Source organism: Idiomarina xiamenensis 10-D-4 (genome assembly GCF_000299895.1).
GTDB lineage: Bacteria > Pseudomonadota > Gammaproteobacteria > Enterobacterales > Alteromonadaceae > Idiomarina > Idiomarina xiamenensis.
This window is the reverse complement of the sequence record NZ_AMRG01000010.1, coordinates 82,375-103,444: the sequence shown is the minus strand read 5'-3', so window position 1 is coordinate 103,444 and position 21,070 is coordinate 82,375. Positions and strand designations below refer to the sequence as shown.

The following is a 21,070-nucleotide window of genomic DNA, read 5'->3' as shown; positions in this document are numbered from 1 at the left end:
GAGCCAACACCAGGCGTGAACCCGATTTGCCCGGAAGTGAGTTGAATGGCTAGAAAATTCATTCAAAAATTAATGCCCAACCACCAAAAAATTAAGGACAATAAGAACCTGCGGTTTTTTGGTCGTTTAACGCAAGACGCTAATTTATGGCATCTTAATCGGCGCTCGGCATCGGGGGCTTTTGCCGTTGGCTTATTTTGCGCGTTTATCCCCATTCCCTTTCAAATGGTGTTAGCAGCAGCTCTGGCTATTTTATTTCGAGTTAATATGCCGCTATCCATTGCTTTGGTTTGGGTATCCAACCCGATTACCATGCCGCCGTTATTTTACTTATGTTATGTGATCGGCACTTTAGTGCTCGGTAAACCCGCGCAGCATTTTGCTTTTTCTCCCACTTGGCAGTGGTTAGTTGAAAGTATTGGCAGCATTGGCCCGGCATTCTTAATCGGTTGTTTGGTCATGGCTATCAGTTGCAGCTTACTCGGCTACATCGCCATTCGTTTACTCTGGCGATGGTCAGTGGTGCGCTCATGGCGGCGGCGCCCACAATCGGCTAGCAACGACCTGATGGAACCCTAAGTCATCGCTTGCACAGGCAAACGATAGAGCGCTATTGGGTTACCGATGTAGTGCCTGTGCAGGTTGTAGCTGGCTCGCACGCCATGCCGGATAAAGTGTCGCCAGTAAGCTCATGAGCAAAGCAACGGCGGCGACTAATAGCACATCTAGCCAGCGTAACTGAGAGGGAATTTGTGCAATAAAGTAAATATCCGCCGCCAACAGCTTAACCTGTAGCGCCTGCTCAATAACCTGAATCACGTTGGGTAATTGCCAGGCCAGCAATACCCCGACTAGCACGCCACCAGCCGTTCCCCACAAGCCATTTTGCAACCCTTGCCAAATAAAGACCCGAATAACCGCTCGTCGCTGCATCCCCATGGTGCGTAGTATGGCAATTTGTGACTGCTTTTCTTGCACCGTCATGACCAAGGTTGAGACAATATTGAAACAAGCCACGGCCATCACCAGCACCAAGACAATATAAATGACGAGCTTGACCAGCATAATATCGCGGTAAACATGCCCCTGGCTGCGAGTCCAGTCGTCTAAATAGACAAAGTCCTGCACATGACGCCCCAATTCACGCGCGACTTTTGGCGCTTGGTAAGCATCGTTGAGGAGTAGCCGCACACTACTAACCTGATCGCCAAGTCCGGTTAATTGTTGCGCCGTCGCTAAACTGACATAAGCCTGCTGATAATCTAGCTGACCGCCAAAGGCAAAAGTACCCACCACGGTTAACCGCTGTCGGCGCGGTGCTTGCCAGTTATTAGCCGCGCCCTTAGCCGAACTTTTAGCCGCCGTTAACAGCGTGACACCATCACCCGGCGACACTTGTAAGCGCTCGGCTAAACCCTGTCCTAATAACACGCCATGGGTGGTTTCTTGCAAACGTCGCCAACTGGCTTGGTCGGTATAGCGGTGCAATTGCGTTACGGTCTGATTCTGCTGTAAATCGATGCCAGTCAATTGTAAACCGACAAACTCACTTCCTCGCTGAATCATACCTTGGGTATTGATGATAGGTTCAGCGGCAACTACCTGAGGGTGTTGCCGGCTGACTTGCAACAGTTGCGCGGCATGCTTTAATGGGCCTTCCACCGCACTAAACTCTACCTGCGGGACCAATTGCAGTAACCGTTCTTCCAAGGCTTTTTGAAAGCCGTTCATCATCGACAAAGCAGCAATTAATACCGCACAGCCGAGGCCTATACCTAAGGTTGAAGAGGCCGAGATGAAAGACAAAAAGCCGGTTTTACTGCGGCTTTTACGAAATCGCCGCGCCAGTTGCCAAGTCAGGCTCATGGCGCTACCTCGGTGACCGGCGCTAATTCCAACAGACGCCCCTGTTGCAGAGTTTCAATACGATCTAAGCGCTGTGCCAGTGCGCGGTCATGGGTGACAACCACAAATGCTGTGCGCAATTGTTGATTGAGTGACCGCATGAGTTCATAAATGGCGATCGCTGATTGATCATCGAGATTACCGGTCGGCTCATCGGCCAACACCACCTGCGGCTGATTAACCAGTGCCCGCGCAATCGCCACACGCTGTCGCTCGCCGCCAGAAAGCTGGCTAGGACGATGCTTGGCGCGATGGCTCAAGCCGACTTGCTCAAGCAACTCGCGCGCTCTAGTTGACGCTTGAGCAGGCGTTTGACCGGCGATAAGCTGCGGCATCGCAACGTTCTCTAGCGCACTGAATTCCGGTAATAAATGATGAAATTGATAGATAAAACCCAGTTCCTGATTACGCCACTTAGCAATATTAGCGGCCGACTGTTGATAAATCGCTTGCTGTTGAAAATAGACCTCGCCGGCTGTCGGGTTATCAAGCCCACCCAATAAGTGCAATAAAGTACTTTTGCCAGATCCCGATGAGCCAACAATAGCCAGCATCTCACCCGCTTGAACATCGATATCGACTTGCCGTAATACCGCCACTTCACCTTCGCCGTCCTGATAAATTTTACTTAATTGCCGGCCTCGCAATAACGGGCTGGTCTGCTCAACATCAGTCATAACGTAACGCCTCAGACGGTTTGATGCGCGCGGCGCGCGCGGCTGGATAGAGAGTAGCTAACAACGTCAGTAGCACCGCACCAACGCAGATGAATAAGACTTGTAACGGCTCAATTTTAATCGGTAGCGGTTGTTGGCTACCTTGAATGACTTCAACCCCTAAAAACGCCAAAATATCATTCAACCAAAACACGGTGATCAATCCTAATAGTAAGCCCAACAAGGTGCCCACCACGCCGTTAAACGAACCTTGTACTAAAAATAGCCGGCGCAACTGTGCTGGCGCCATGCCCATGGTCTGTAAAATGGCGATATCCTGACGCTTGTCGTTGATTACCATTACCAACGCCGACACCACATTAAAAGCGGCTACCGCAATAATCAGTGCCAGCATCAGCCAAATCATGCGTTTTTCCATGCCGACAGCATCGAACAAACGACCATAGCGCTGCCGCCAATCAGCCACCTGATAGTCGGCGCCTAATTGTTGCCGTAATTGCGCGGCGACCGCGGGAGCTTGAAACGCATCATCGAGAAACAAGCGTAGACTACTGACCTGGCCCGGCGCCATTCTAAATAAGCGTGCGCTATCGTCGCCATGTAGCAGCACCAATTGAGTATCCACTTCGGCATCCAGCTCAAACCAACCGACTAAAGTAAATCGTCGTTGCGCTGGCATCATTCCCAATGGCGTATAAACACCACCAGCGGCAGCAATCAGACGCACTTGGTCGCCTAACGCTAGGTTCATGCGGCGCGCTAACGGACGTCCCATCACAATGCCGTATTCGCCCGCTTTTAAATTATCGATGCGACCGCCCACCATCGCTTCCGCCACAATCGGATCAGCACTTTGCAACTGTGGATATATACCGTTAATGGCGACCGCTTGCAGACGATCGCCATGTTGCACCACCCCTTGCGCACTGACCAATGGCGTGGCCGCTTGAATATGTCGATTAGCGGGCAGTTGCTGACGTAACTGCTGCCAATTGTCGAGGCGTTGCGCAGCGGTACTAATAGTAACCTGCGGCACCACGCCTAAAATACGCTGCTTAAGTTGCTGTTCAAACCCGTTCATCACCGACATCATTACCACCAAGGCAAACACACCGATGGCGATGCCAATCAAGGCAAAACGATTGATAAAGGCGGTAAAAGCAGACCCCTGACGCGCGCGGCTATAGCGTAAACCGATGTAAAGCGCCGCTGGTTGAAACATGTTTTATTACCTTTATCAGAGGAAATTGCTACAGTAGGGGTAGCAGGATAATCAGTTGCGTTCGAGCTGACAAGCCAAAGCAACGCATCTGTTTAACAGAACAAGGTGAAGCATAAGGTGAAGCAAACTAGCGAGCAGTCCAATCAAGCGCCAATTGATGAGCAGCAATTACGCGAGCAATTTGACGAATATTTTATGGTGCAGCAGCCGTTCACGGTCACGCTTGAACCCGTTAACGCCGCGCAAGTACCTGCGCCACATGCGTTCATTGACGATATTCCCGAGGTGTTTATTTTAGCTAGCGATATGCAGCAAGGGGACCAAGCCACGCTCAGCCGGCTACGCTATGAAAACGAACGGCTTGCGCCACTGTTTGATATTGTGCAGCAACAAAGCCAACGCTTGAATATCATGTTGGGCTATTTACTCCGCCATCAGCAAGATGCTGCGCAGCAATATCAGGGTATAGCTTTCGGTGCCGGCGGTATTCGCGTACATAGCGATAAACCGCTTCAGGTCGGTGCCACTTTCCGTTGCAAGCTATTTATTCAAGAAGACGCTATCGCGTTGTACAGTTATGTCTATGTTCTCGATAGCCAAAGCGCCGATGAAGCGGGACTGTCGCAAACAGCTTTAGCCTTTGTTCGTATTCGTGAAGATGATCAGGAGCTGATCATTCGCGCCAGCTTGCACAGTCAGTCGCGTCAACTGAAGCAGCGTGCCGAGCAAAAGCGCCTGCAACAAAGCGATGCAGTGGTTGATGACAAGCATACCGAGCAACCGTTGAATAACGAAGAATAAGTTCGACTAACGATGAATGCTCGGGAGGCTGGCAAGGCATCCATTCGCGGCATTTTTTCGTTATAATAGCCTCTTTAAATGCCGTTACGAGATGTATCAATGAGCACAGCGTCGATTTTTACGCCGCCAATCGCACCGTCCGTTAATCAAGATATCACCTGGCAAAACCTGCATGGCAGTGCGCCAGCACTAGCCTTAGCCCAAGTCATCGCGCAGCAGCAACAGATGCTACTGGTGGTTACCGCCGACACGCCACAAGCGCTGCGGCTGGAACAAGAAATTAAAAGCTTTTTAGCGCATCAACCACACCTACGCGACAATGTGATGGTATTCCCTGATTGGGAAACGCTTCCTTATGACAACTTTTCCCCGCATCAAGACATTACCTCGGAGCGCTTAACGGTATTATCACGCTTGCCTGAAACTCACCGTGGCGCGCTGATTGTCTCGCTGAACACGCTGTTGCATCGTTTGTCGCCGGTTGATTATGTCGCCGGGCAGACGTTGCAGTTGGCGACCGGCCAGCGCTTAGATGGCATTGCCTTACGCCAGCGACTAGAACGCGCTGGCTACCGTGCCGTCGAACAGGTCATGGAGCATGGCGAGTTCTGCGCTCGCGGCGCGATCTTAGATTTGTTTCCGATGGGCTCACGAACGCCGCTGCGCATCGACTTTTTTGATGACGAAATCGACAGTATCAGACGTTTTGATCCAGAAACACAACGCTCTGAAGAGACCATCGACAGCGTTAATCTATTACCAGCTCGTGAGTTTGCTACCGATAAGACTGCGATTGAGCGTTTTCGCGCCAATTATCGCGAACGCTTTGATGCCAACAACGCCGCCGAGTCAATTTATCAACAAGTCAGCAAAGGTTTATTTCCGGCCGGCATTGAGTATTACTTACCGCTGTTTTTTGAGCACACCGCCACCTTGTTTGACTACTTACCCAACGATGCCTTGCTGGTCAGCTTTGGTAATATTCAAGGTAGTTTGGAGCGCCTTTGGCACGATATTAATTATCGCTACGAGCAACGCCGTTATGATATTCAACGGCCATTATTGACACCCAATGAGCTGTTTTTGGCCGCCGACCAAGTACATGCCGGATTTAAACGCCTGCAACGTATTCGGGCGATGGTACCCGAGCAACAGGCGCAACCCGGTAGCATTAGTTTTAACACTCAGGCCATCGACGATATCGCCGCCGATACTCGCAGTAAAGAGCCTCTCAAAGCGTTGCGGCAATTTATTGAGAGCAGTCTTGCTAAGCGCCAGCGTATTTTATTTTATGCCGAAACCGCGGGCCGCCGCGAAACCTTAAGAGAACTCTTATCGCGCATCCATATTAGCGCTCCCGAGTTCGAACATTTTTCCGCCTTTTATAACGCCGACGCCAGTATCGGTTTAACCATTGGTGCGGTAGTTAACTCATTCTTTAGCGGTAATGACGAACAAGGACAAGGCATTTGGGTTGTTACCGAAACCGAGTTGCTGGGCCAAAAAGTTGCGCAGCGGCGACGCCGCGAACAAAAGGCCAGCGTCAGTGCCGACACGTTAATACGCAACCTAGCCGAGCTACAACAAGGCCAACCGGTGGTTCATATCGATCATGGTGTTGGCCGTTACCAGGGATTAACAACGTTAGATGCTGGCGGCATTACCACCGAATTTGTCACCATCGAATATGCAGGCGGTTCGACCCTATATGTACCGGTGTCCTCCCTACACGTACTCAGTCGCTATAGCGGTGGCGAACAAAGTAGCGCACCACTGCATAAACTGGGTAACGATAGCTGGGAAAAAGCCAAACGCCGTGCTGCCGAGAAAATCCGCGACGTTGCCGCCGAATTACTGGATATATATGCCCGCCGGGCGGTCAAGCAAGGCCATGCCTTTGCCGTAGACGCTAATGAGTACCAACGCTTTGCCGATAGCTTTCCGTTTGAAGAAACCGCCGACCAACAACAGGCGATTCAAGCCACCCTTGCCGATATGCAAGCACCGCGGGCGATGGATCGCCTAGTCTGTGGCGATGTCGGCTTTGGCAAAACCGAAGTCGCCATGCGCGCCGCCTTTGTCGCCGTTAACGACGGCAAGCAGGTCGCAGTATTGGTGCCTACTACGCTGTTAGCACAGCAGCATTACGAAAACTTTAAAGACCGCTTTGCCGATTGGCCGGTGAAAGTTGAGGTGTTATCGCGTTTTCGCACCGCCAAGCAAACTCAACAAATTCTGGCGCAGTTAGCCGATGGCAAAATTGATATTTTGATTGGTACGCATAAGTTACTGCAAAAAGATATCGTCAGTCATGACTTGGGCTTGCTGATTGTCGATGAGGAACACCGCTTTGGCGTACGCCAAAAGGATGCCATCAAAAAACTGCGCGCCAATGTCGATATTCTTACGCTGACGGCAACGCCTATCCCACGTACGCTGAATATGGCGATGAATAACATTCGTGATTTATCTATCATTGCCACGCCACCAGCCAAACGCTTAGCCGTCAAAACTTTTGTCCGGGAATACGATAATGCGCTGATCCGCGAGGCGATTCTGCGCGAGATATTGCGTGGCGGTCAGGCCTATTTTTTACACAACAATGTCGACACTATTGATAAGACAGCGCGGGATATTGCCGAACTGGTTCCCGAGGCACGGGTGACCGTAGCCCACGGACAAATGCGTGAACGCGAGCTAGAGCGCATCATGTCAGACTTTTATCATCAACGTTTTAACGTTCTGGTCTGTACCACTATCGTTGAAACCGGCATCGACATTCCCAGTGCTAATACCATCATTATGGATAGAGCCGACCACTTAGGTTTAGCACAGATGCACCAATTGCGTGGCCGCGTTGGCCGTTCACACCATCAAGCATATGCTTATTTATTAACGCCACATCCGAAGCGCCTGAGCAAAGATGCCAGCAAGCGCTTGGAAGCGATCTCACAGCTTGAGGATTTAGGCGCTGGCTTCATGTTAGCCACCCATGACCTGGAAATTCGCGGCGCGGGCGAATTACTGGGCGACGATCAAAGTGGTCAAATCGAATCGATTGGTTTTACCCTTTATATGGATATGCTAGATGACGCCGTGGCGGCATTGCGCGAAGGACGTGAACCATCCTTAAACGGTGCGCTAAGTCACAAAGCTGAAGTTGATTTGCGGATTGCTGCATTATTGCCGGACGATTACATCGCCGACGTGAACATCCGCCTAAGTCTGTATAAGCGAATAGCCAGTTGTGAGGATGACGCTCAGCTTGATGAGCTGCAAGTTGAAATGATCGACCGCTTCGGGTTGTTACCGCAAGCGGCTAAGCAACTTATCGAAGTCACCCGTATTCGTAATCAAGCACAAGCGCTAGGTATTCGTAAAATTGATATGGGCAGACAAGGCGGGGCCATTGAGTTCGCCGATAAAACGTCAATTGAACCTCAGCACATCATTGCACTCATACAACAAGCGCCTAATCGATATAAGCTCGACGGTCCCAACCGCTTGCGCCTATCAATGGCAGTTGAAGATACTCAAGCTCGTTTAAAACTGATACAGTCACTGCTAGCCGAGTTTGATGCTAACAGGCAAGGAAACGCTGATTAATATGACCCTGACAATATCTACCCGACGGTTATGTTTAACGTTGCTAGTGGCAGCCAGTTCGCTGCTACTGCCACTAGTACCGGCTACCGCTAGTGCACAAAGCGCCGCGTCGACGACCCAACCAGCAACGCCCACCAATAACTGGCGCTGGTTTGAAGTTGAAGTACTGGTATTTCGTCACACTATCGGACAAACCGTTGCCGAACGCTTTCCACTCGCCATTCAGCCGCAAAAAATCAGTGGTAGCGACGATTTACTCAGCCCCTACTTTGAAGATACCTATCGCCGTGCGCTGTTGGCTGGTTTAGATGACTGCCAAGTGGCCGAGTTAATGTTAGAAACGCCACTACTGAGCTGCCGTTATCACGATGAGTTAGAGTTATTGCCTTTACCTGGCGCATGGCAAGGCGAAAAGCCCAGCGCTCTGCGTGGCCTTGCAAAAACTGACGTTGTCATCGACGGTGCCGGCGGTGATATCTATCAGGCTCAAGGGCCATTTTTGCTGCCAGCGGATAGCTTAGAACTCGATGATATGCGGCAGCAGCTGGTACGTTCAGGGCAGGCTGAACCCATTTTGCACCTCGCTTGGCGGCAACCGGTGTTTAATCGTAACAGCAACAATAAAATTCGACTGTTTGGCGGTGTCAATTTTAGCGAGGATTATGATTATTTAGGTTATCAACGAGATGATACCGATAACTTATCAACCATGGCTCAGCAAAACGGTGAGCAACCACTGACGCGGATGCAGCGTATTGATAAACTGCTCAGTGCCGTCGATCAGCAACAGTTGAACTTTACTCTGGGCGAACATAATTCAGCGCTGAACAGCCCTGCCTTACCGCCCAAACCGGCTTACCGTAGCGCTGGTTTACCACAACAAGTGTGGGAGCTAGACGGTTTAATGCATATTTTTCTAGTCGGCAACTACTTGCATATTGATAGTGATTTAAACTTACGGGAAGAAGCCTTTGCGACACCCGCAGCAGGCACGCTCGCCGAGCAAGCAGAACAAGCATTAGCTGGGCAAACAGCGCAGCAACGGTTCCTACGCGCTTATCATTTTGCTCAGCTACGCCGTGTGATCAGTCACGAAACGCACTACTTTGACCATCCCAAGTTTGGCGTTGTGGTGCAAATTCGTCGTACTGATTTATCCGCCAGACGTTAGTGTCAAGAATCGGCTTTGCGGGCTCATTCAGATCCATTCCTTAGCTTGCTGCGTAACACTAAGAGCAAGTTGTAAATCAATGGAAGGAGGAATGATGAGCAAGGGTAATCCATCAAGCAAAGTCGCAGGTTTTACTGCCCCAGGCATGAGCGATAAGGCTGCACAACAGGTCATTGAGTTATTAGATCAGCGCATGGTAGCACTGATTGACCTGCAATTGACGTTAAAACACATCCATTGGAATGTGGTTGGCCCTAACTTTATTGGTGTGCACGAGATGCTCGATCCGCAAGTAGAGACCATTCGTGAAATGACCGATACCGTTGCCGAACGCATTGCGACTTTGGGTGGTGTCCCAGTCGGCACACCAAAAGCGTTAGTCGAACGTCGTTCATGGCAAGACTATGAAGTCGGTAAAGGTTTGGTGAGCGAACACTTAACGGCGCTCGATAAAGTTTATAACGGCGTTAACGCTGACCATCGTCAGGCTATCGAGAAATTGGCAGAACTCGATGCGGTGTCGGAAGACATATTAACCGGCCAATTGGCTGATTTAGAGCAATTCCAATGGTTCGTGCGAGCGCACATTGAATCATCGTCAGGCCAATTAAAAGGTTAGTTAAATCGCCACCTATCAACACTAAGCCCGACCACAATGTCGGGCTTTTTTTTGCTTTTTTAGTGAGTGTCTGGGCGTCGACGGCAATAATGACGTCTCATAACTGCGGTAAGCACGACGATTAGTCCTCAAATAGTTGCCACGATAACCACTTTGCGGTTCACTTTTGCCCACTTTCTGGTTAAATTAGCCAGTATCGGACGCTTACTGGGTAAGCTTGTTAGCTAGGTTTAGCAGGTGGTGAAGGCAATGCAAAAATACGAAGAGCTGTTACTCGCATTGCGCAAAGTCATTCGCGCGATTGATTTGTACTCGAAGCAGTTAAATAAACACTCAGGCCTGACCGGTCCGCAACTGATGATCATGCGCGAAATTGACGCTCATGACGGCATTACCGCGAGCCACATCGCGCATACCATTAACTTAAGCCCTGCCACGGTCAGTAATATCATTGACCGCTTGGAACACCGCCAACTGTTGCAACGACAGCGTAGTAATCAAGATAAGCGGCGTGTCTCGCTACACTTAACCGAGGCAGGACAAGCGCTACTCAACAACGCTCCACAGCCGCTACAAGAGCATTTTATTGAGAAGTTCTGTGCGTTGGAAGAATGGGAACAGTCGCAGCTGTTGTCATCGATGCAACGTGTCGCGGCGATGATGGATGCCGAGCGACTGGAAGCTGCACCGGTATTAGAAGTCGGCAGTTATCAACAAGCTAGCACGCACAAGCCACAATAACAGCTATTAGTCACGGCAATGGGCTGCCAGCGACAGCCCCAATATGATAAATCCACTTTAGCGCTGGTTAATCATAGTAATCGGCGCCAAAATGCAGTTCAAACTCGATACCCAGCATCCACTTGGCCGAGCGATGGTCTTCAAATTCATAACGTGGCCAATGTAGCCCTGCCCACGTTTCGATATAGAACCACTCACGCCAAAGCTGCTGCCGGTGATTAACCCGAAAACCATAATCGTTAAGCGTTTCAGCCTCGTTATCGGTTTGCCCGTAGAGCCAAAACTCAGACGATATTGCGCGTTGTTCATCGTACAAATAAAAAATGGTATAGCCGTTGTACCATTCTAGGCCCTTAGTGCGTTCGGCAAACTTACCGTGTAACGACCAGCGCCCCAACCAGAGGCTAGAAAACTGCTGTTCGATATCAATATATTGCTCGACGCCAAAGCCGTCGCTATCACGCCAGAATGCATCGGAACGAGCACGTAATTGATGATTATCGTTAAAGGGTAAGTCGAAGCGATAACGCGCCCGAGTGTAAGGGTCTAAATGAATACCGCCACGCACACCGACACTGAATGAGACCGGATTGCCATCATGCAGATAAGGGTCAAAACCAAACCCCAATAGCCAGTCGTCGTCACGACTACTACGAACGACCGAGCGTCTAGCGCTGGAAGGGCCGCGCAAATCGTCCTCACCATCACTACCGAAGAAGGCACTGAAACGTTGCTCAGCCTGCGGCAAACGGACTTTCGCGCGTAAGCTGGTATCGACTTCGAAACCGTCGTATTGGTCCCATTGCGGCGCCACCGACAGACGCCCGGTACTGCCTTGGCTATCATCAAAGCTTCGTTTATCGCCAAAAAAATCGTCTAACCAACGTGCGGTGGCGTCAACACTGTTATTTAACCCACTACGAAAGTCATCCAACCACGCTTGATCGCCGTCTTTTTCCTGTTGTTGTTGATTATCAGTAGCTTTTTGTTGAGCGGGTTCGGCTGCAACTGCCGACGTGATTGTCAGCAGCCCAAACATGCAACCCGCCAGACTACGATGATCCATGTCGCTTCACCCGGCTACTCGCCTTTTCACCAGCGTCATCCATGCCAGTTCCTATTTTATTGTTATTGTTTAGGCCTGTTAACGTTTTAGCATAGCTGACGCAACAAAACGAGTAGCAAGTGTGATCATACTGTTAACTTTACAATTGCTGCGCGGCATCCATCTCGCGCTGCAAGCGTTCACCTTCATCGGCGCGCGGTTTACTAAAACGCGCTAACCATTGGTACAGCACAGGCGTCAGATAAAGGGTAAACAAAACCGCTAAACCTAAGCCACCAAACACCACCCAGCCTATGGCATTGCGTGACTCAGCACCGGCACCACTGGATAGAATCAACGGCAACCCACCCAAGATAGTGGAAATCAATGTCATGGTGATAGGTCGTAAACGAATCAACGCCGCTTGTTCGGTAGCGTCGGCGACACTGTATCCTTGGTCACGCAACTGGTCGGCAAACTCCACCATCAAAATCGAGTTCTTAGCCACTAAACCGATCAACATGACGAGGCCAATTTGCGAATAAATATTGATCGACGTGCCCGTCAAAAATAACGCATAAATTGCCGCTGCAATACCAAAAGGAACGGTCAGAATAACCACGGTTGCTGAGTTAAAGCTTTCAAACTGCGCTGCGAGCACCAGCAACACCACCAAAAATGCCAATACATAAGTTAATGTTAGCTCGTGCGCGGTATCTTCAAACGTCGCCGCCTCGCCTAAAAACACCACGCCGATATCGTCAGGCAACACTTGTTGACCGATTTCACGCAAGCCATCTACCGCTTGCTGAATAGGGACATCGCTGGGTAGCGACATATTGATTTCGATAGCACGACGCTGCGCATGACGCTCTAACTCAGCAGCAACGCCTTCTTCGACGATGCTCGTTAACGTCGCCAGCGGCACCAACTCAGCGCTGTTACTTTTAACATACAGATTCTCTAAATCACTCGGATCACGGATATTCATCCGTTCCGCCTGCACCATCACTGGAATCGCCTGATCACCCACGTTTAAGTCAGCCACGTCATAGCCATTAGTGACCGCTCGTAAGGTCGATGAAATCTCGGTCAATGGCACACCGAGTTCGGCTGCACGAATACGGTCAATATTGACACGTAATTGCGGCTGAGTCGGTTGATAAGAAATACGGGGTTGGTCTAACTCTGGCATTTGCTCTTGAATCGCTTGCTGAAACGTTAGCGCTGCCTGATAGATATCTTCATAGTTTTCGCCGGTTAAGGCTAACTCTAAGCCGCCACCTTGACCGCGAATATTCAAACTATTCGAACCAAAAGCACGCGCCGGTGCGCCAGCGATATCGTTTAATGGTGCACGTAGTTCACTGATGATTTGCTGTTGGCTCTTATCGCGTTCCGACCAATCGGCTAAAGGTGCCGTAATAAAGGTTAAGTTAGGGTCCCATTGGCCAACAACGGTAAACAATGACTCGATTTCACCGCTGTCTACATAAGGACGCAAGACATCCTCTATTTGACGCGCTTGACGGTTCATGAAATCTAAACCAACCCCGTCCGGGCCGCGGGCAAAGACATTGATGACACCGCGATCTTCATCCGGTAATAATTGATTATTAAGGTACTGGTAAGTGACACCGGCACCGACCGCGGCTAATAACGATAACGACACCACTAACGCCGGTACCTGTAGCACCCAACGTAGGCTGCGCCGATACAAACTTAAACAGCGCTCGCCAACATCACTCAAGCGATTGCGCCGTTCACTGATACGCAACTTCGAGGCGAAGGCAGGCACCAACGACAAAGCCACAAACGACGAGATGATCACGCTGGCGGCTAATACACCGCCAAACTCGCGGAACAGGCGACCAGCCGTTGATGGCAGAAAAGCAATCGGCACAAACACCGAGACTAATACCGCAGTGGTCGCGACTACGGCGAAGAACACCTCTCGCGTACCAATCACCGCCGCCGCCCGACGCCCTAAGCCCATGGCGCGGCGACGTTGGATATTCTCGGTCACCACAATAGCGTCATCAACAATCAAACCGGTCGCCAGTACCAACGCCAGCAGTGTCAAAATATTAATGGAAAAGCCAAACAGCCAGATTGCGGCTACCGCACCGACCAGCGCCACAGGAATACTTAACGCAGGAATTAGCGTGGCACGAAAAGAACCGATAAATAGCCATAAAGTGCCGATCACTAGCACGATGGTAAACGCTAACGAGGTTAACACCTCGCTGACCGAGCCGCGAATAAACTCAGCATCGTCATTGGTGATGGTGATCGACATTTCAGGAAAGCGTTCACGTAGCTGCTCAACCTTTGCCAATACCCGGTCAGAAATTTCAATAGTGTTCGAGCCCGCTTGACGAATGATGCCGAGACCAATAACCGGTAGCCCGTCCAGACGCACCAAACTACTGGCATCAGCCGGACCAAAATAGACTTGGGCAACATCGCCCACTCGAACATTATCGCGCAGAATGATTGCCGAGGCTTGCTCCGCGGTGACCGTGGTGGCATCGGCGCGTACAATTAACTGATGGTCAACCGATTGTAGATTGCCTGCGGGGACATCAAAAGGCGCCTGACGCATAGCCTCAACCACATCGTTAATCGACAAACCGTAACTGGATAAACGTAATGGATTAATGACTACCCGTAAGACCTGTTCGCGATCACCGTTTAAACGTACGTCGGCAACGCCGGATATGGATAAAAATTCCGGCGCAATATCGGTGTCGACGCGACGCGTTAACGCTTCGGTAGAATAAGCTTCACTAGAAATAGCCAAACTCACCACCGCCTCGGCGTCATCGTCGGCCTTGACCACCCCAACCTGTTCAATATCGTCCGGTAATTCGCGTTCCACCTGCGCCACGGCTTCGCGCATCTCTGATGCGGCGTCATCCAAATCGACGCCGGGCTGAAATTCCACCACAATACGGCTAGAGTTTTCTTCACTGGACGAGCGAATCGATTTAACCCCGCTCACTCGCGCTGCTGCGCCTTCCAGCTTACTACTGACCTCAGCATCCATGGTTTCTGGCGATGCCCCAGGTAACACCGCCCGTACCGTTACCATTGGCCGATCGACGTCAGGCAGTTCACGCACTTCAACGCCAAATACTGCAGCAAAACCCGCTAATACAATCAGTAAGTTAATAACGACAATCAAGATTGGTCGACGAATCGACAACGACGGTAAGTCGGTCAGGCTTTGATTGACTAAACCTTTGTCGTCATGCTGCTTAGCCGTGCTCATTGTCGTGCTCCCAAAGACGCCTGTGGTTGCGAACTGTCGGCGCTGTTGTTACTTTCCAGCGCCGCTTCGCTATAACGAATCGGCTGACCATGGCGTAAGCGCTGCACCCCTTCGACAATTAATAAATCATCCAGAGCAATATCACCGGCGACCAACACATAGCCCGCCTGACGCTGCTGAATTTGCACATCGACGCGCCTCGCCTGCCCCTTTTCAACCACCCAAATATAGGGTGTCCGCGGCCCCCATAATAGTGCCGACTCCGGGATTGACGCGTATTGACGACCTTTGACTTGCAGGCGAATACGAAAACTCATACCGGGGATCAACTGTTCATCGGGGTTTTGCAATTCGGCGCGGGCGCGAATGCTACGCGTATCGGTGTTTAAACGGGAGTCAACTTGCACGATTTCAGCCGCAATCTGCTGTTGGGGACGTTGCCAAGGAGTCACCATTAATGATGCGTTGTCCGTTTGTAACAGACTCAAAGCCGACTCTGGGGCAACGAAGTCGAGCAATAACGAAGACCGATCATCAATGCTGGTAATAACGGTTTGCTCGTTAATACGATCACCCACTTCAATATCGGTAATGCCGACCACCCCATCAAAGGGTGCGCGTACATAGCGATCCTCTAACTCGGTTTGCGCGCGCTGCAACTCGATTTCTGCCATATCCCGCTGCGTAATGGCATCGTCTAATTCTTGTTGGGGGATGGCGCCCTCACCGGGTTGGCGACGTAAACGTTGCAAGCGTTCAACGCTGCGCTGAGCGTCGGCTAATTGGACTTTAGCCAGATTTACCGCTACCTGTTGCCGACGCGAATCCAGCTCGACCAGAATATCACCGGCTTGAACGCGTTGCCCGGCACTAAAATTAACGTCAACCACTTTATCGGCAACGGCTGGATAAATGGTCACCGAGCGTTTTGCGCGCGCCGAGCCTACCGCCTCGACACTAAATTGCTCGGGTTTAAATTGTACCCGTTCAACGGTCACTTTCAGACGTTGATCGGCTCCCTGCTGAGCCTGTGTTGGCGTGACCCACAACGTAGTCAGCAACGTTAAGCCAAGCGCTACACTGGCATGAACAATGGTGGTCAACGAACGTGAAAGCATGTCTGGCATGTTAAAATCCATCAATAAACGGTGTCTTATACGGCTTCAGCTAGCATAACCGAGTCGATCTAGGCTACGTAGTCAACAATGTGTCAGATCAGTTTACATTTGTTAATAATGACAAGAAGTGTGAAGGGTCGTGAATAAAAAAGCCGCGGTCAATGCCGCGGCTAAAGGTTACGCAAAGGTCGAGTTTTAGGCTCGCCAATTTAGCTCCTGCGCTCGTGCAGCGGCCATCGCCGGCACGTCGGTCTCGACGAAATGGTGATGTAGAACCTGCACGCCAAGCAGGTGGTTGATAACCGCATCAAGCTGCACTTTTTCTTCACTAGGCACATCCGGGTCTTCATGCCGTGCAAAGGTACGTACCACCTCATCGTAGTCCAATAGTCCGGCGGCCTCGACCGCTTCACGGTTAAGAAACTGCTCAGCTAACAACTCGACCGCTTTCCACTTTTCTGGATCGGTATGCGCTGGTGGCGCCATAAAGGCAAACTTTTCGCGCTTATAAAGCGTCTCGGGTAACAGACCTTTCATCGCCTCACGTAACACGTACTTTTCTTTATTACCCTTAATACGTAAATGTGGTGGTACGGTAAACGCATACTCGGCTAAGTGATGGTCTAAAAACGCTGGGCGTGCTTCCATTGAGTTGGCCATATCCACGCGGTCACCGCCCCAGGTTAAGATTTGCCCTTCTAACATGGTTTTTATCCACACATATTGCGCGCGGTCGAGCGGATGTCTGTCACTTAACATGTCAGCGTCGAGGGTATCGGCGATGGCTTTACCGGCATCGTAATGTTGCAGTTTCTCGCGGTGTGATGCCGACACTAATTGCAACGCTACCGGCGAACACGAGAGCCACGGCTGTACACAACTCGGAGTAAAACCCATTTTTTCGTTAAAGGCTTCGCTGACGTACTCTTCGCGCGCCAACATAGCGCCCTTAAACAGTTGATTGCTCTCTTCCAAAATGGCTTGCTCCCCCTGCCGTTCATGCTCAGGTAAATGGTCCAAGCCGTGTAAGAACATATCCTTACGGAACGCCGGATAACCAGCAAACAACTCGTCAGAACCCTCGCCAGTCATCACCACTTTATAACCGGCTTGTTTCACTTGCTGGCTCATCAAATATTTTGCCACACCCAAAGTGTTATAGATGGTGCGCTCGGTGTGCCATAGCGTTTGTACAAAATGATCGTATAAATCGTTCGCCTTCAGCGCCATGATATGATGGTCAGCGCCGGTCGCCTCGGCCATTTCGCGAGCAATCGGCGTTTCGTCATAGGCATCAGAATCAAAACCGATGGTGAAGGCTTTCACCGAATACTGGGTGGCCGCCGCCGCTAACCCCAAAATTGAACAAGAGTCGATACCACCGGATAAATAACAACCCACCGGCACGTCGGCCACCATGCGTTGCTGAACCGCGTCAAGCAAGTGTTCGCGCACACCGTCGATGTATTGCTGTTCATCGACCTCATCACCAGGATACTCGTTAGCAAGCGGGAAGTTTACATCCCAATATTTACTCGTATCGATATTTAAGCCGTCTGCTGTCCGGGTAATTTTGACTACATGCCCGGGCATCACCTGCTGTACCCCCTCAAAAGCGGTCGAGCCTGGCACCATGACCTGTATTAACTGATGGTATAAACCCTCGGCCGAGAACTGGCGTTTCACCGCAGGATGTGCAAACAACACTTTGAGTTCAGAGCCGAATACCACGCCTTGTTCGGTTTGTGTCCAATACAGCGGTTTGATACCAAAACGGTCACGCACTAAGTACAAGGCATCCTCTTGCTTATCGTAAAAGCTAAAAGCAAATTCGCCTCGCAGATGCTTAAGCGTTTCGGTAAGGCCATAACGTTGATACAGGTGGATGACAATTTCGGAATCACTCTTACTCTGAAAACGCGTACCCTGCGCGGTTAAATCGGCTCGAATGCGCTGAAAATCGTAGAACTCACCATTATGCGCCAACATCAGCTGCTCATCCGCTGACATAAAAGGTTGCCGTCCGCGCTGTTCGTTTAAATCAATGATAGATAAACGCGCATGGCTAAAACCAACGCCGTGTTCATCCAAAACCTGGTAACCAAAACCATCGGGACCACGATGGTGCATGATCGCGGCCATATTGACCAATGTCTGCGCGTCGATCGGGCTGTTTGACTGCTGATTAAAAACGCCTGCAATGCCACACATAGGCTACTACTCTCCCTTGATGAATCTTTGCGTGAAATATTTCACCGGTTAAACCACGTCAATGACACGCTCAGCGCGTTGTACCATGCAGGTTAACAACGCCATGCGCAAAAATACCGCGCCCCGTGCCTGGCTGAAGTACCAGTTGTGTGGGGTTTGGTCGAGGTCACACGACAACTCATCGCCGCGCGCCAATGGGTGCAAAATGATGGCGTCATCTTTTAACGGTGACGCCGCCGATAGCTGAAACTCGCTGCCATAGGTACTAAAGGTGTCGCCCTCCCAAGAGATGGCATTAATGTACACCACATCTAAACGAGGCAACTCGGCATTCATGTCTTGGCTGGTACTAATACGGATACCTGCCGACTCCAATTGTTCACGTTGATCGGCACCAAAGAGCTCATCCGCGTTACCTTGCGCATGAATCACCACCAACTCTTCAACGGCATCGGGAAACTTCGATAAGATTTTTAAAAAGCTGCGCACAGTACGCATTTTGTTGGGCACACCCACCACACCAATGCGGATCTTTTGCTTTTGCTCGTCATCACTGACTAACTCGGGGCGCCATTTAAACAACGCGTACATATCCGCCATGGCTTGGGTCGGATGCTCATCGGCACCATTACCCGCGTTAATGATCGGAATTCGCAGCGAGCCTAACATTTCTTCGATGGAATGCTCGTTGTTATCGCGTAATACCACACAGTCGCCATAATTATTAAACATTTCGGCAACATCAGAGAGACTCTCGCCCTTGGCAATACCGGTCGTGGAGCGGTCGGTGATTGACATGATATCGCCGCCTAGACGATGCCAAGCACTCTCAAACGATAAGCGCGTGCGAGTGCTCGGCTCATAAAACGCACTGATCAAGATTTTACCCTGCAGAGGGGTACTAAAACGGTTCGGGTTGGCCTCATATTTAGCCGCCAAACGAAACAACTGACGCAGCGTCTCACGGCTAAATTGGTCGACCGATACCACGTGCTGATCAGCCAGTTTGAGTAAAAAATCGCCGTCTTCTTGCACCGCGCGCAATAACGCCTTTGGGTGTGCGTCACCACACACATCGGGCCGCTCTCGATGTAACGAAACATCATTCATGTTCATAACGGGTTACCATAAGTCTTTTGCAAATAAATCTTTAACATACAGCGCCAATAAAATGAGTGGCGCCAGCGAACTGAGTATCAGTGCTGTCACAATAAGTAGTTGGAAAGTCTCGGCTGACATCATCATGCGCTTGGCTCCTGCTCGCTCAGGCGTTGCCAATCAAAGGGTTGCCGGTTGCGGAGCACACCGACACCACAAACCGCGCCGGATACCGCCGCCGACAATAAGGCTGCGACGTAAAAGCCAATCACGAAATAGCCGGTCAAGCCAATAGCGGTGCCTAATACCATTGCGGCACAGGCATAGCGGCCTGTCAGTCGACGCTGATATAACCCCAATAAAATCGGAAAAATGGTGCTTGCCACAAAAGCGCCAGTGAAATTAAGCAACGCGCCCAATGACGATAACTGTGGCAAACAAAGTAGCCAAGTTAGTACACCTAATAGCAACACAGTATAGCGGTTAACTTTTAGCAACTGAGCATCGCCAGCCTGTGGTTTCAGTAATTTATGGTAAACATCTCGCGTTAATAAGTCGGCGGTAGCCGCCAATAACGAGTCTAGGCTCGAGGCTAATGCCGAAAATACCACGATAAAAACAATCACCGCGCCCACTTCACCTAACACCGATGCCGCCACCGTCGGCCCGACCATATCGGGGCTAGGTGGGAAGATGCCTAATTGTGGCGCCGCTAATGCAATAAAGCCGGTAACAATCGGGATTGGTAGCCATAATAAGCCACCGAGGAAAAACGCTTTAAACGCGACCCGCTTTTTAAACGCTAGCGCCCGAGACCACCAAACGTTGGAATGAAAAATCTCACCCAAGCCAAAAAAGATGTTGTTGAAGAGAAACATCATCGCCGCCGGAAACAACAAATCTAATAACTGCGGATGGTCATTACTGAGATTTTGATGAATAGATTCAAGTCCAACTTTATCCATCAATAAATAAGCAACTAAGACCACCCCTACGATGATGATCAACGCCTGAATAAAGTCGGTAGCGATAACGGCACGCAAGCCGCCGAATAACGTGTAGAACACACAAATGAGCAATATCGCACTCATACCAATGTGATACTCGAGACCACTGAGTGCTTGCAACAAAATACCGCCAGCCATGCCCAGACTGACCAACCAGCCAAACGCATAAACCGTCGAAATGACAATAAACACATACCAAGCTGCGCGGCCATAGCGTAAACGGATAAAGTCGCCCGAGGTATAGCCATGCGGCAACAGCTCTTTGATACGTTTTGCCAGCGGCGCAAATAAGATCAAGCCGAGTGCCGCAAAGGAGTAACCGATCATACCCCAGACGCCGAATTGATAAGTCAACTGCGGTGCAACTAAAGTGGTGTTGCTGGTCACCCAAGTCGCCATAGCGGTCGCTGCGGCAAAGGCAAAACCGACGTTACGCCCAGCCAAGGCATAATCTTCATGGCTTTTATTAGCGCGCCCAAGCCACCAGCCAAAAGCTATCCAAGCCAGTCCAAACACGGCAACGATGGTAAAGGCTAATTGACTGGATAACGCAAATTCGGTCATTACACGTCCCT

General features: G+C 50.5%; 16 protein-coding genes. 6 read left to right on the top strand and 10 right to left on the bottom strand.

The features are described 5' to 3' along the window. Nucleotides 1-45: 45 nt before the first annotated feature. Complete coding sequence (locus A10D4_RS08875; RefSeq protein ID WP_008489060.1) at nt 46-579, top strand: DUF2062 domain-containing protein; 534 nt, start codon at nt 46-48, stop codon at nt 577-579. Nucleotides 580-618: 39 nt separating this feature from the next. Here A10D4_RS08875 and A10D4_RS08870 read toward each other — a convergent pair whose 3' ends face one another. The 3 genes from A10D4_RS08870 to A10D4_RS08860 are packed head-to-tail and all read right to left on the bottom strand — an operon-like array spanning nt 619 to nt 3,804. Further along, on the bottom strand, nt 619-1,866 hold the full coding sequence (locus tag A10D4_RS08870; RefSeq protein ID WP_008489059.1) for a lipoprotein-releasing ABC transporter permease subunit: 1,248 nt from the start codon (nt 1,864-1,866) through the stop codon (nt 619-621). Continuing rightward, nucleotides 1,863-2,582, bottom strand: coding sequence for a lipoprotein-releasing ABC transporter ATP-binding protein LolD (gene lolD / locus A10D4_RS08865; protein ID WP_008489057.1), 720 nt, complete (start codon nt 2,580-2,582; stop codon nt 1,863-1,865). Before lolD ends, A10D4_RS08870 begins: the two co-directional genes overlap by 4 nt. Then, the gene (locus A10D4_RS08860; protein ID WP_008489055.1) at nt 2,575-3,804 is read right to left on the bottom strand and encodes a lipoprotein-releasing ABC transporter permease subunit; all 1,230 of its coding nucleotides are present in this window, start codon (nt 3,802-3,804) and stop codon (nt 2,575-2,577) included. The genes lolD and A10D4_RS08860 overlap by 8 nt, the downstream gene beginning before the upstream one ends. A 117-nt stretch (nt 3,805-3,921) precedes the next feature. Here A10D4_RS08860 and A10D4_RS08855 point away from each other — a divergent pair, with 117 nt between their 5' ends. From A10D4_RS08855 to A10D4_RS08835, 5 genes are all read left to right on the top strand, one after another. Further along, the gene (locus tag A10D4_RS08855) at nt 3,922-4,605 is read left to right on the top strand and encodes a hypothetical protein (RefSeq protein ID WP_008489053.1); all 684 of its coding nucleotides are present in this window, start codon (nt 3,922-3,924) and stop codon (nt 4,603-4,605) included. A gap of 99 nt (nt 4,606-4,704) precedes the next feature. Next, on the top strand, nt 4,705-8,211 hold the full coding sequence (gene mfd, locus A10D4_RS08850; protein ID WP_008489052.1) for a transcription-repair coupling factor: 3,507 nt from the start codon (nt 4,705-4,707) through the stop codon (nt 8,209-8,211). A 1-nt stretch (nt 8,212) separates the two neighbouring features. Continuing rightward, entirely contained in the window at nt 8,213-9,382 is a 1,170-nt protein-coding gene (locus A10D4_RS08845) for a CsiV family protein (RefSeq protein ID WP_008489051.1), read from the top strand. A 94-nt stretch (nt 9,383-9,476) separates the two neighbouring features. Beyond that, entirely contained in the window at nt 9,477-10,001 is a 525-nt protein-coding gene (gene dps / locus A10D4_RS08840) for a DNA starvation/stationary phase protection protein Dps (RefSeq protein ID WP_008489050.1), read from the top strand. A 249-nt stretch (nt 10,002-10,250) separates the two neighbouring features. Next, nucleotides 10,251-10,742: a MarR family winged helix-turn-helix transcriptional regulator gene (locus A10D4_RS08835; protein ID WP_008489049.1), complete on the top strand. Its 492-nt coding sequence runs from the start codon at nt 10,251-10,253 to the stop codon at nt 10,740-10,742. Between the two features lie 67 nt (nt 10,743-10,809). Here the strand turns inward: A10D4_RS08835 and A10D4_RS08830 are convergent, their stop codons facing one another. The 7 genes from A10D4_RS08830 to A10D4_RS08805 all read right to left on the bottom strand — a co-directional run bounded on the left by A10D4_RS08830 (nt 10,810) and on the right by A10D4_RS08805 (nt 21,059). Then, a complete protein-coding gene (locus A10D4_RS08830) occupies nt 10,810-11,808 on the bottom strand; it encodes a hypothetical protein (protein ID WP_008489048.1) in 999 nt (332 codons plus the stop codon). 139 nt (nt 11,809-11,947) lie between these two features. Beyond that, nucleotides 11,948-15,061, bottom strand: a complete 3,114-nt coding sequence (locus A10D4_RS08825; protein ID WP_008489046.1) for an efflux RND transporter permease subunit — start codon at nt 15,059-15,061, stop codon at nt 11,948-11,950. Then, nucleotides 15,058-16,188 (bottom strand): efflux RND transporter periplasmic adaptor subunit, encoded by a 1,131-nt coding sequence (locus A10D4_RS08820; RefSeq protein ID WP_008489045.1) that lies wholly within the window; start codon nt 16,186-16,188, stop codon nt 15,058-15,060. Before A10D4_RS08820 ends, A10D4_RS08825 begins: the two co-directional genes overlap by 4 nt. Before the next feature lie 186 nt (nt 16,189-16,374). Then, nucleotides 16,375-18,390, bottom strand: a complete 2,016-nt coding sequence (asnB, locus tag A10D4_RS08815) for an asparagine synthase (glutamine-hydrolyzing) (RefSeq protein ID WP_008489044.1) — start codon at nt 18,388-18,390, stop codon at nt 16,375-16,377. Nucleotides 18,391-18,438: 48 nt separating this feature from the next. Further along, entirely contained in the window at nt 18,439-19,506 is a 1,068-nt protein-coding gene (locus A10D4_RS08810) for an aspartate/ornithine carbamoyltransferase family protein (RefSeq protein WP_008489043.1), read from the bottom strand. Nucleotides 19,507-19,512: 6 nt separating this feature from the next. Beyond that, nucleotides 19,513-19,635 carry a hypothetical protein gene (locus A10D4_RS14475; protein WP_272942932.1) on the bottom strand — a complete coding sequence of 41 codons (123 nt, stop codon included), beginning with the start codon at nt 19,633-19,635 and terminating at the stop codon, nt 19,513-19,515. Then, nucleotides 19,632-21,059: a sodium:solute symporter family protein gene (locus A10D4_RS08805; protein ID WP_008489042.1), complete on the bottom strand. Its 1,428-nt coding sequence runs from the start codon at nt 21,057-21,059 to the stop codon at nt 19,632-19,634. The genes A10D4_RS14475 and A10D4_RS08805 overlap by 4 nt, the downstream gene beginning before the upstream one ends. Nucleotides 21,060-21,070 lie beyond the last annotated feature (11 nt).

Bases quoted from the DNA above. Each gene is read 5' to 3' on its own strand.
- A10D4_RS08875 (WP_008489060.1), top strand. From the start codon at position 46: ATGGCTAGAAAATTCATTCAAAAATTAATGCCCAACCACCAAAAAATT.
- A10D4_RS08870 (WP_008489059.1), bottom strand. From the start codon at position 1,866: ATGAGCCTGACTTGGCAACTGGCGCGGCGATTTCGTAAAAGCCGCAGT.
- lolD (WP_008489057.1), bottom strand. From the start codon at position 2,582: ATGACTGATGTTGAGCAGACCAGCCCGTTATTGCGAGGCCGGCAATTA.
- A10D4_RS08860 (WP_008489055.1), bottom strand. From the start codon at position 3,804: ATGTTTCAACCAGCGGCGCTTTACATCGGTTTACGCTATAGCCGCGCG.
- mfd (WP_008489052.1), top strand. From the start codon at position 4,705: ATGAGCACAGCGTCGATTTTTACGCCGCCAATCGCACCGTCCGTTAAT.
- A10D4_RS08845 (WP_008489051.1), top strand. From the start codon at position 8,213: ATGACCCTGACAATATCTACCCGACGGTTATGTTTAACGTTGCTAGTG.
- dps (WP_008489050.1), top strand. From the start codon at position 9,477: ATGAGCAAGGGTAATCCATCAAGCAAAGTCGCAGGTTTTACTGCCCCA.
- A10D4_RS08835 (WP_008489049.1), top strand. From the start codon at position 10,251: ATGCAAAAATACGAAGAGCTGTTACTCGCATTGCGCAAAGTCATTCGC.
- A10D4_RS08830 (WP_008489048.1), bottom strand. From the start codon at position 11,808: ATGGATCATCGTAGTCTGGCGGGTTGCATGTTTGGGCTGCTGACAATC.
- A10D4_RS08825 (WP_008489046.1), bottom strand. From the start codon at position 15,061: ATGAGCACGGCTAAGCAGCATGACGACAAAGGTTTAGTCAATCAAAGC.
- A10D4_RS08820 (WP_008489045.1), bottom strand. From the start codon at position 16,188: ATGCCAGACATGCTTTCACGTTCGTTGACCACCATTGTTCATGCCAGT.
- asnB (WP_008489044.1), bottom strand. From the start codon at position 18,390: ATGTGTGGCATTGCAGGCGTTTTTAATCAGCAGTCAAACAGCCCGATC.
- A10D4_RS08810 (WP_008489043.1), bottom strand. From the start codon at position 19,506: ATGAACATGAATGATGTTTCGTTACATCGAGAGCGGCCCGATGTGTGT.
- A10D4_RS14475 (WP_272942932.1), bottom strand. From the start codon at position 19,635: ATGATGATGTCAGCCGAGACTTTCCAACTACTTATTGTGACAGCACTG.
- A10D4_RS08805 (WP_008489042.1), bottom strand. From the start codon at position 21,059: ATGACCGAATTTGCGTTATCCAGTCAATTAGCCTTTACCATCGTTGCC.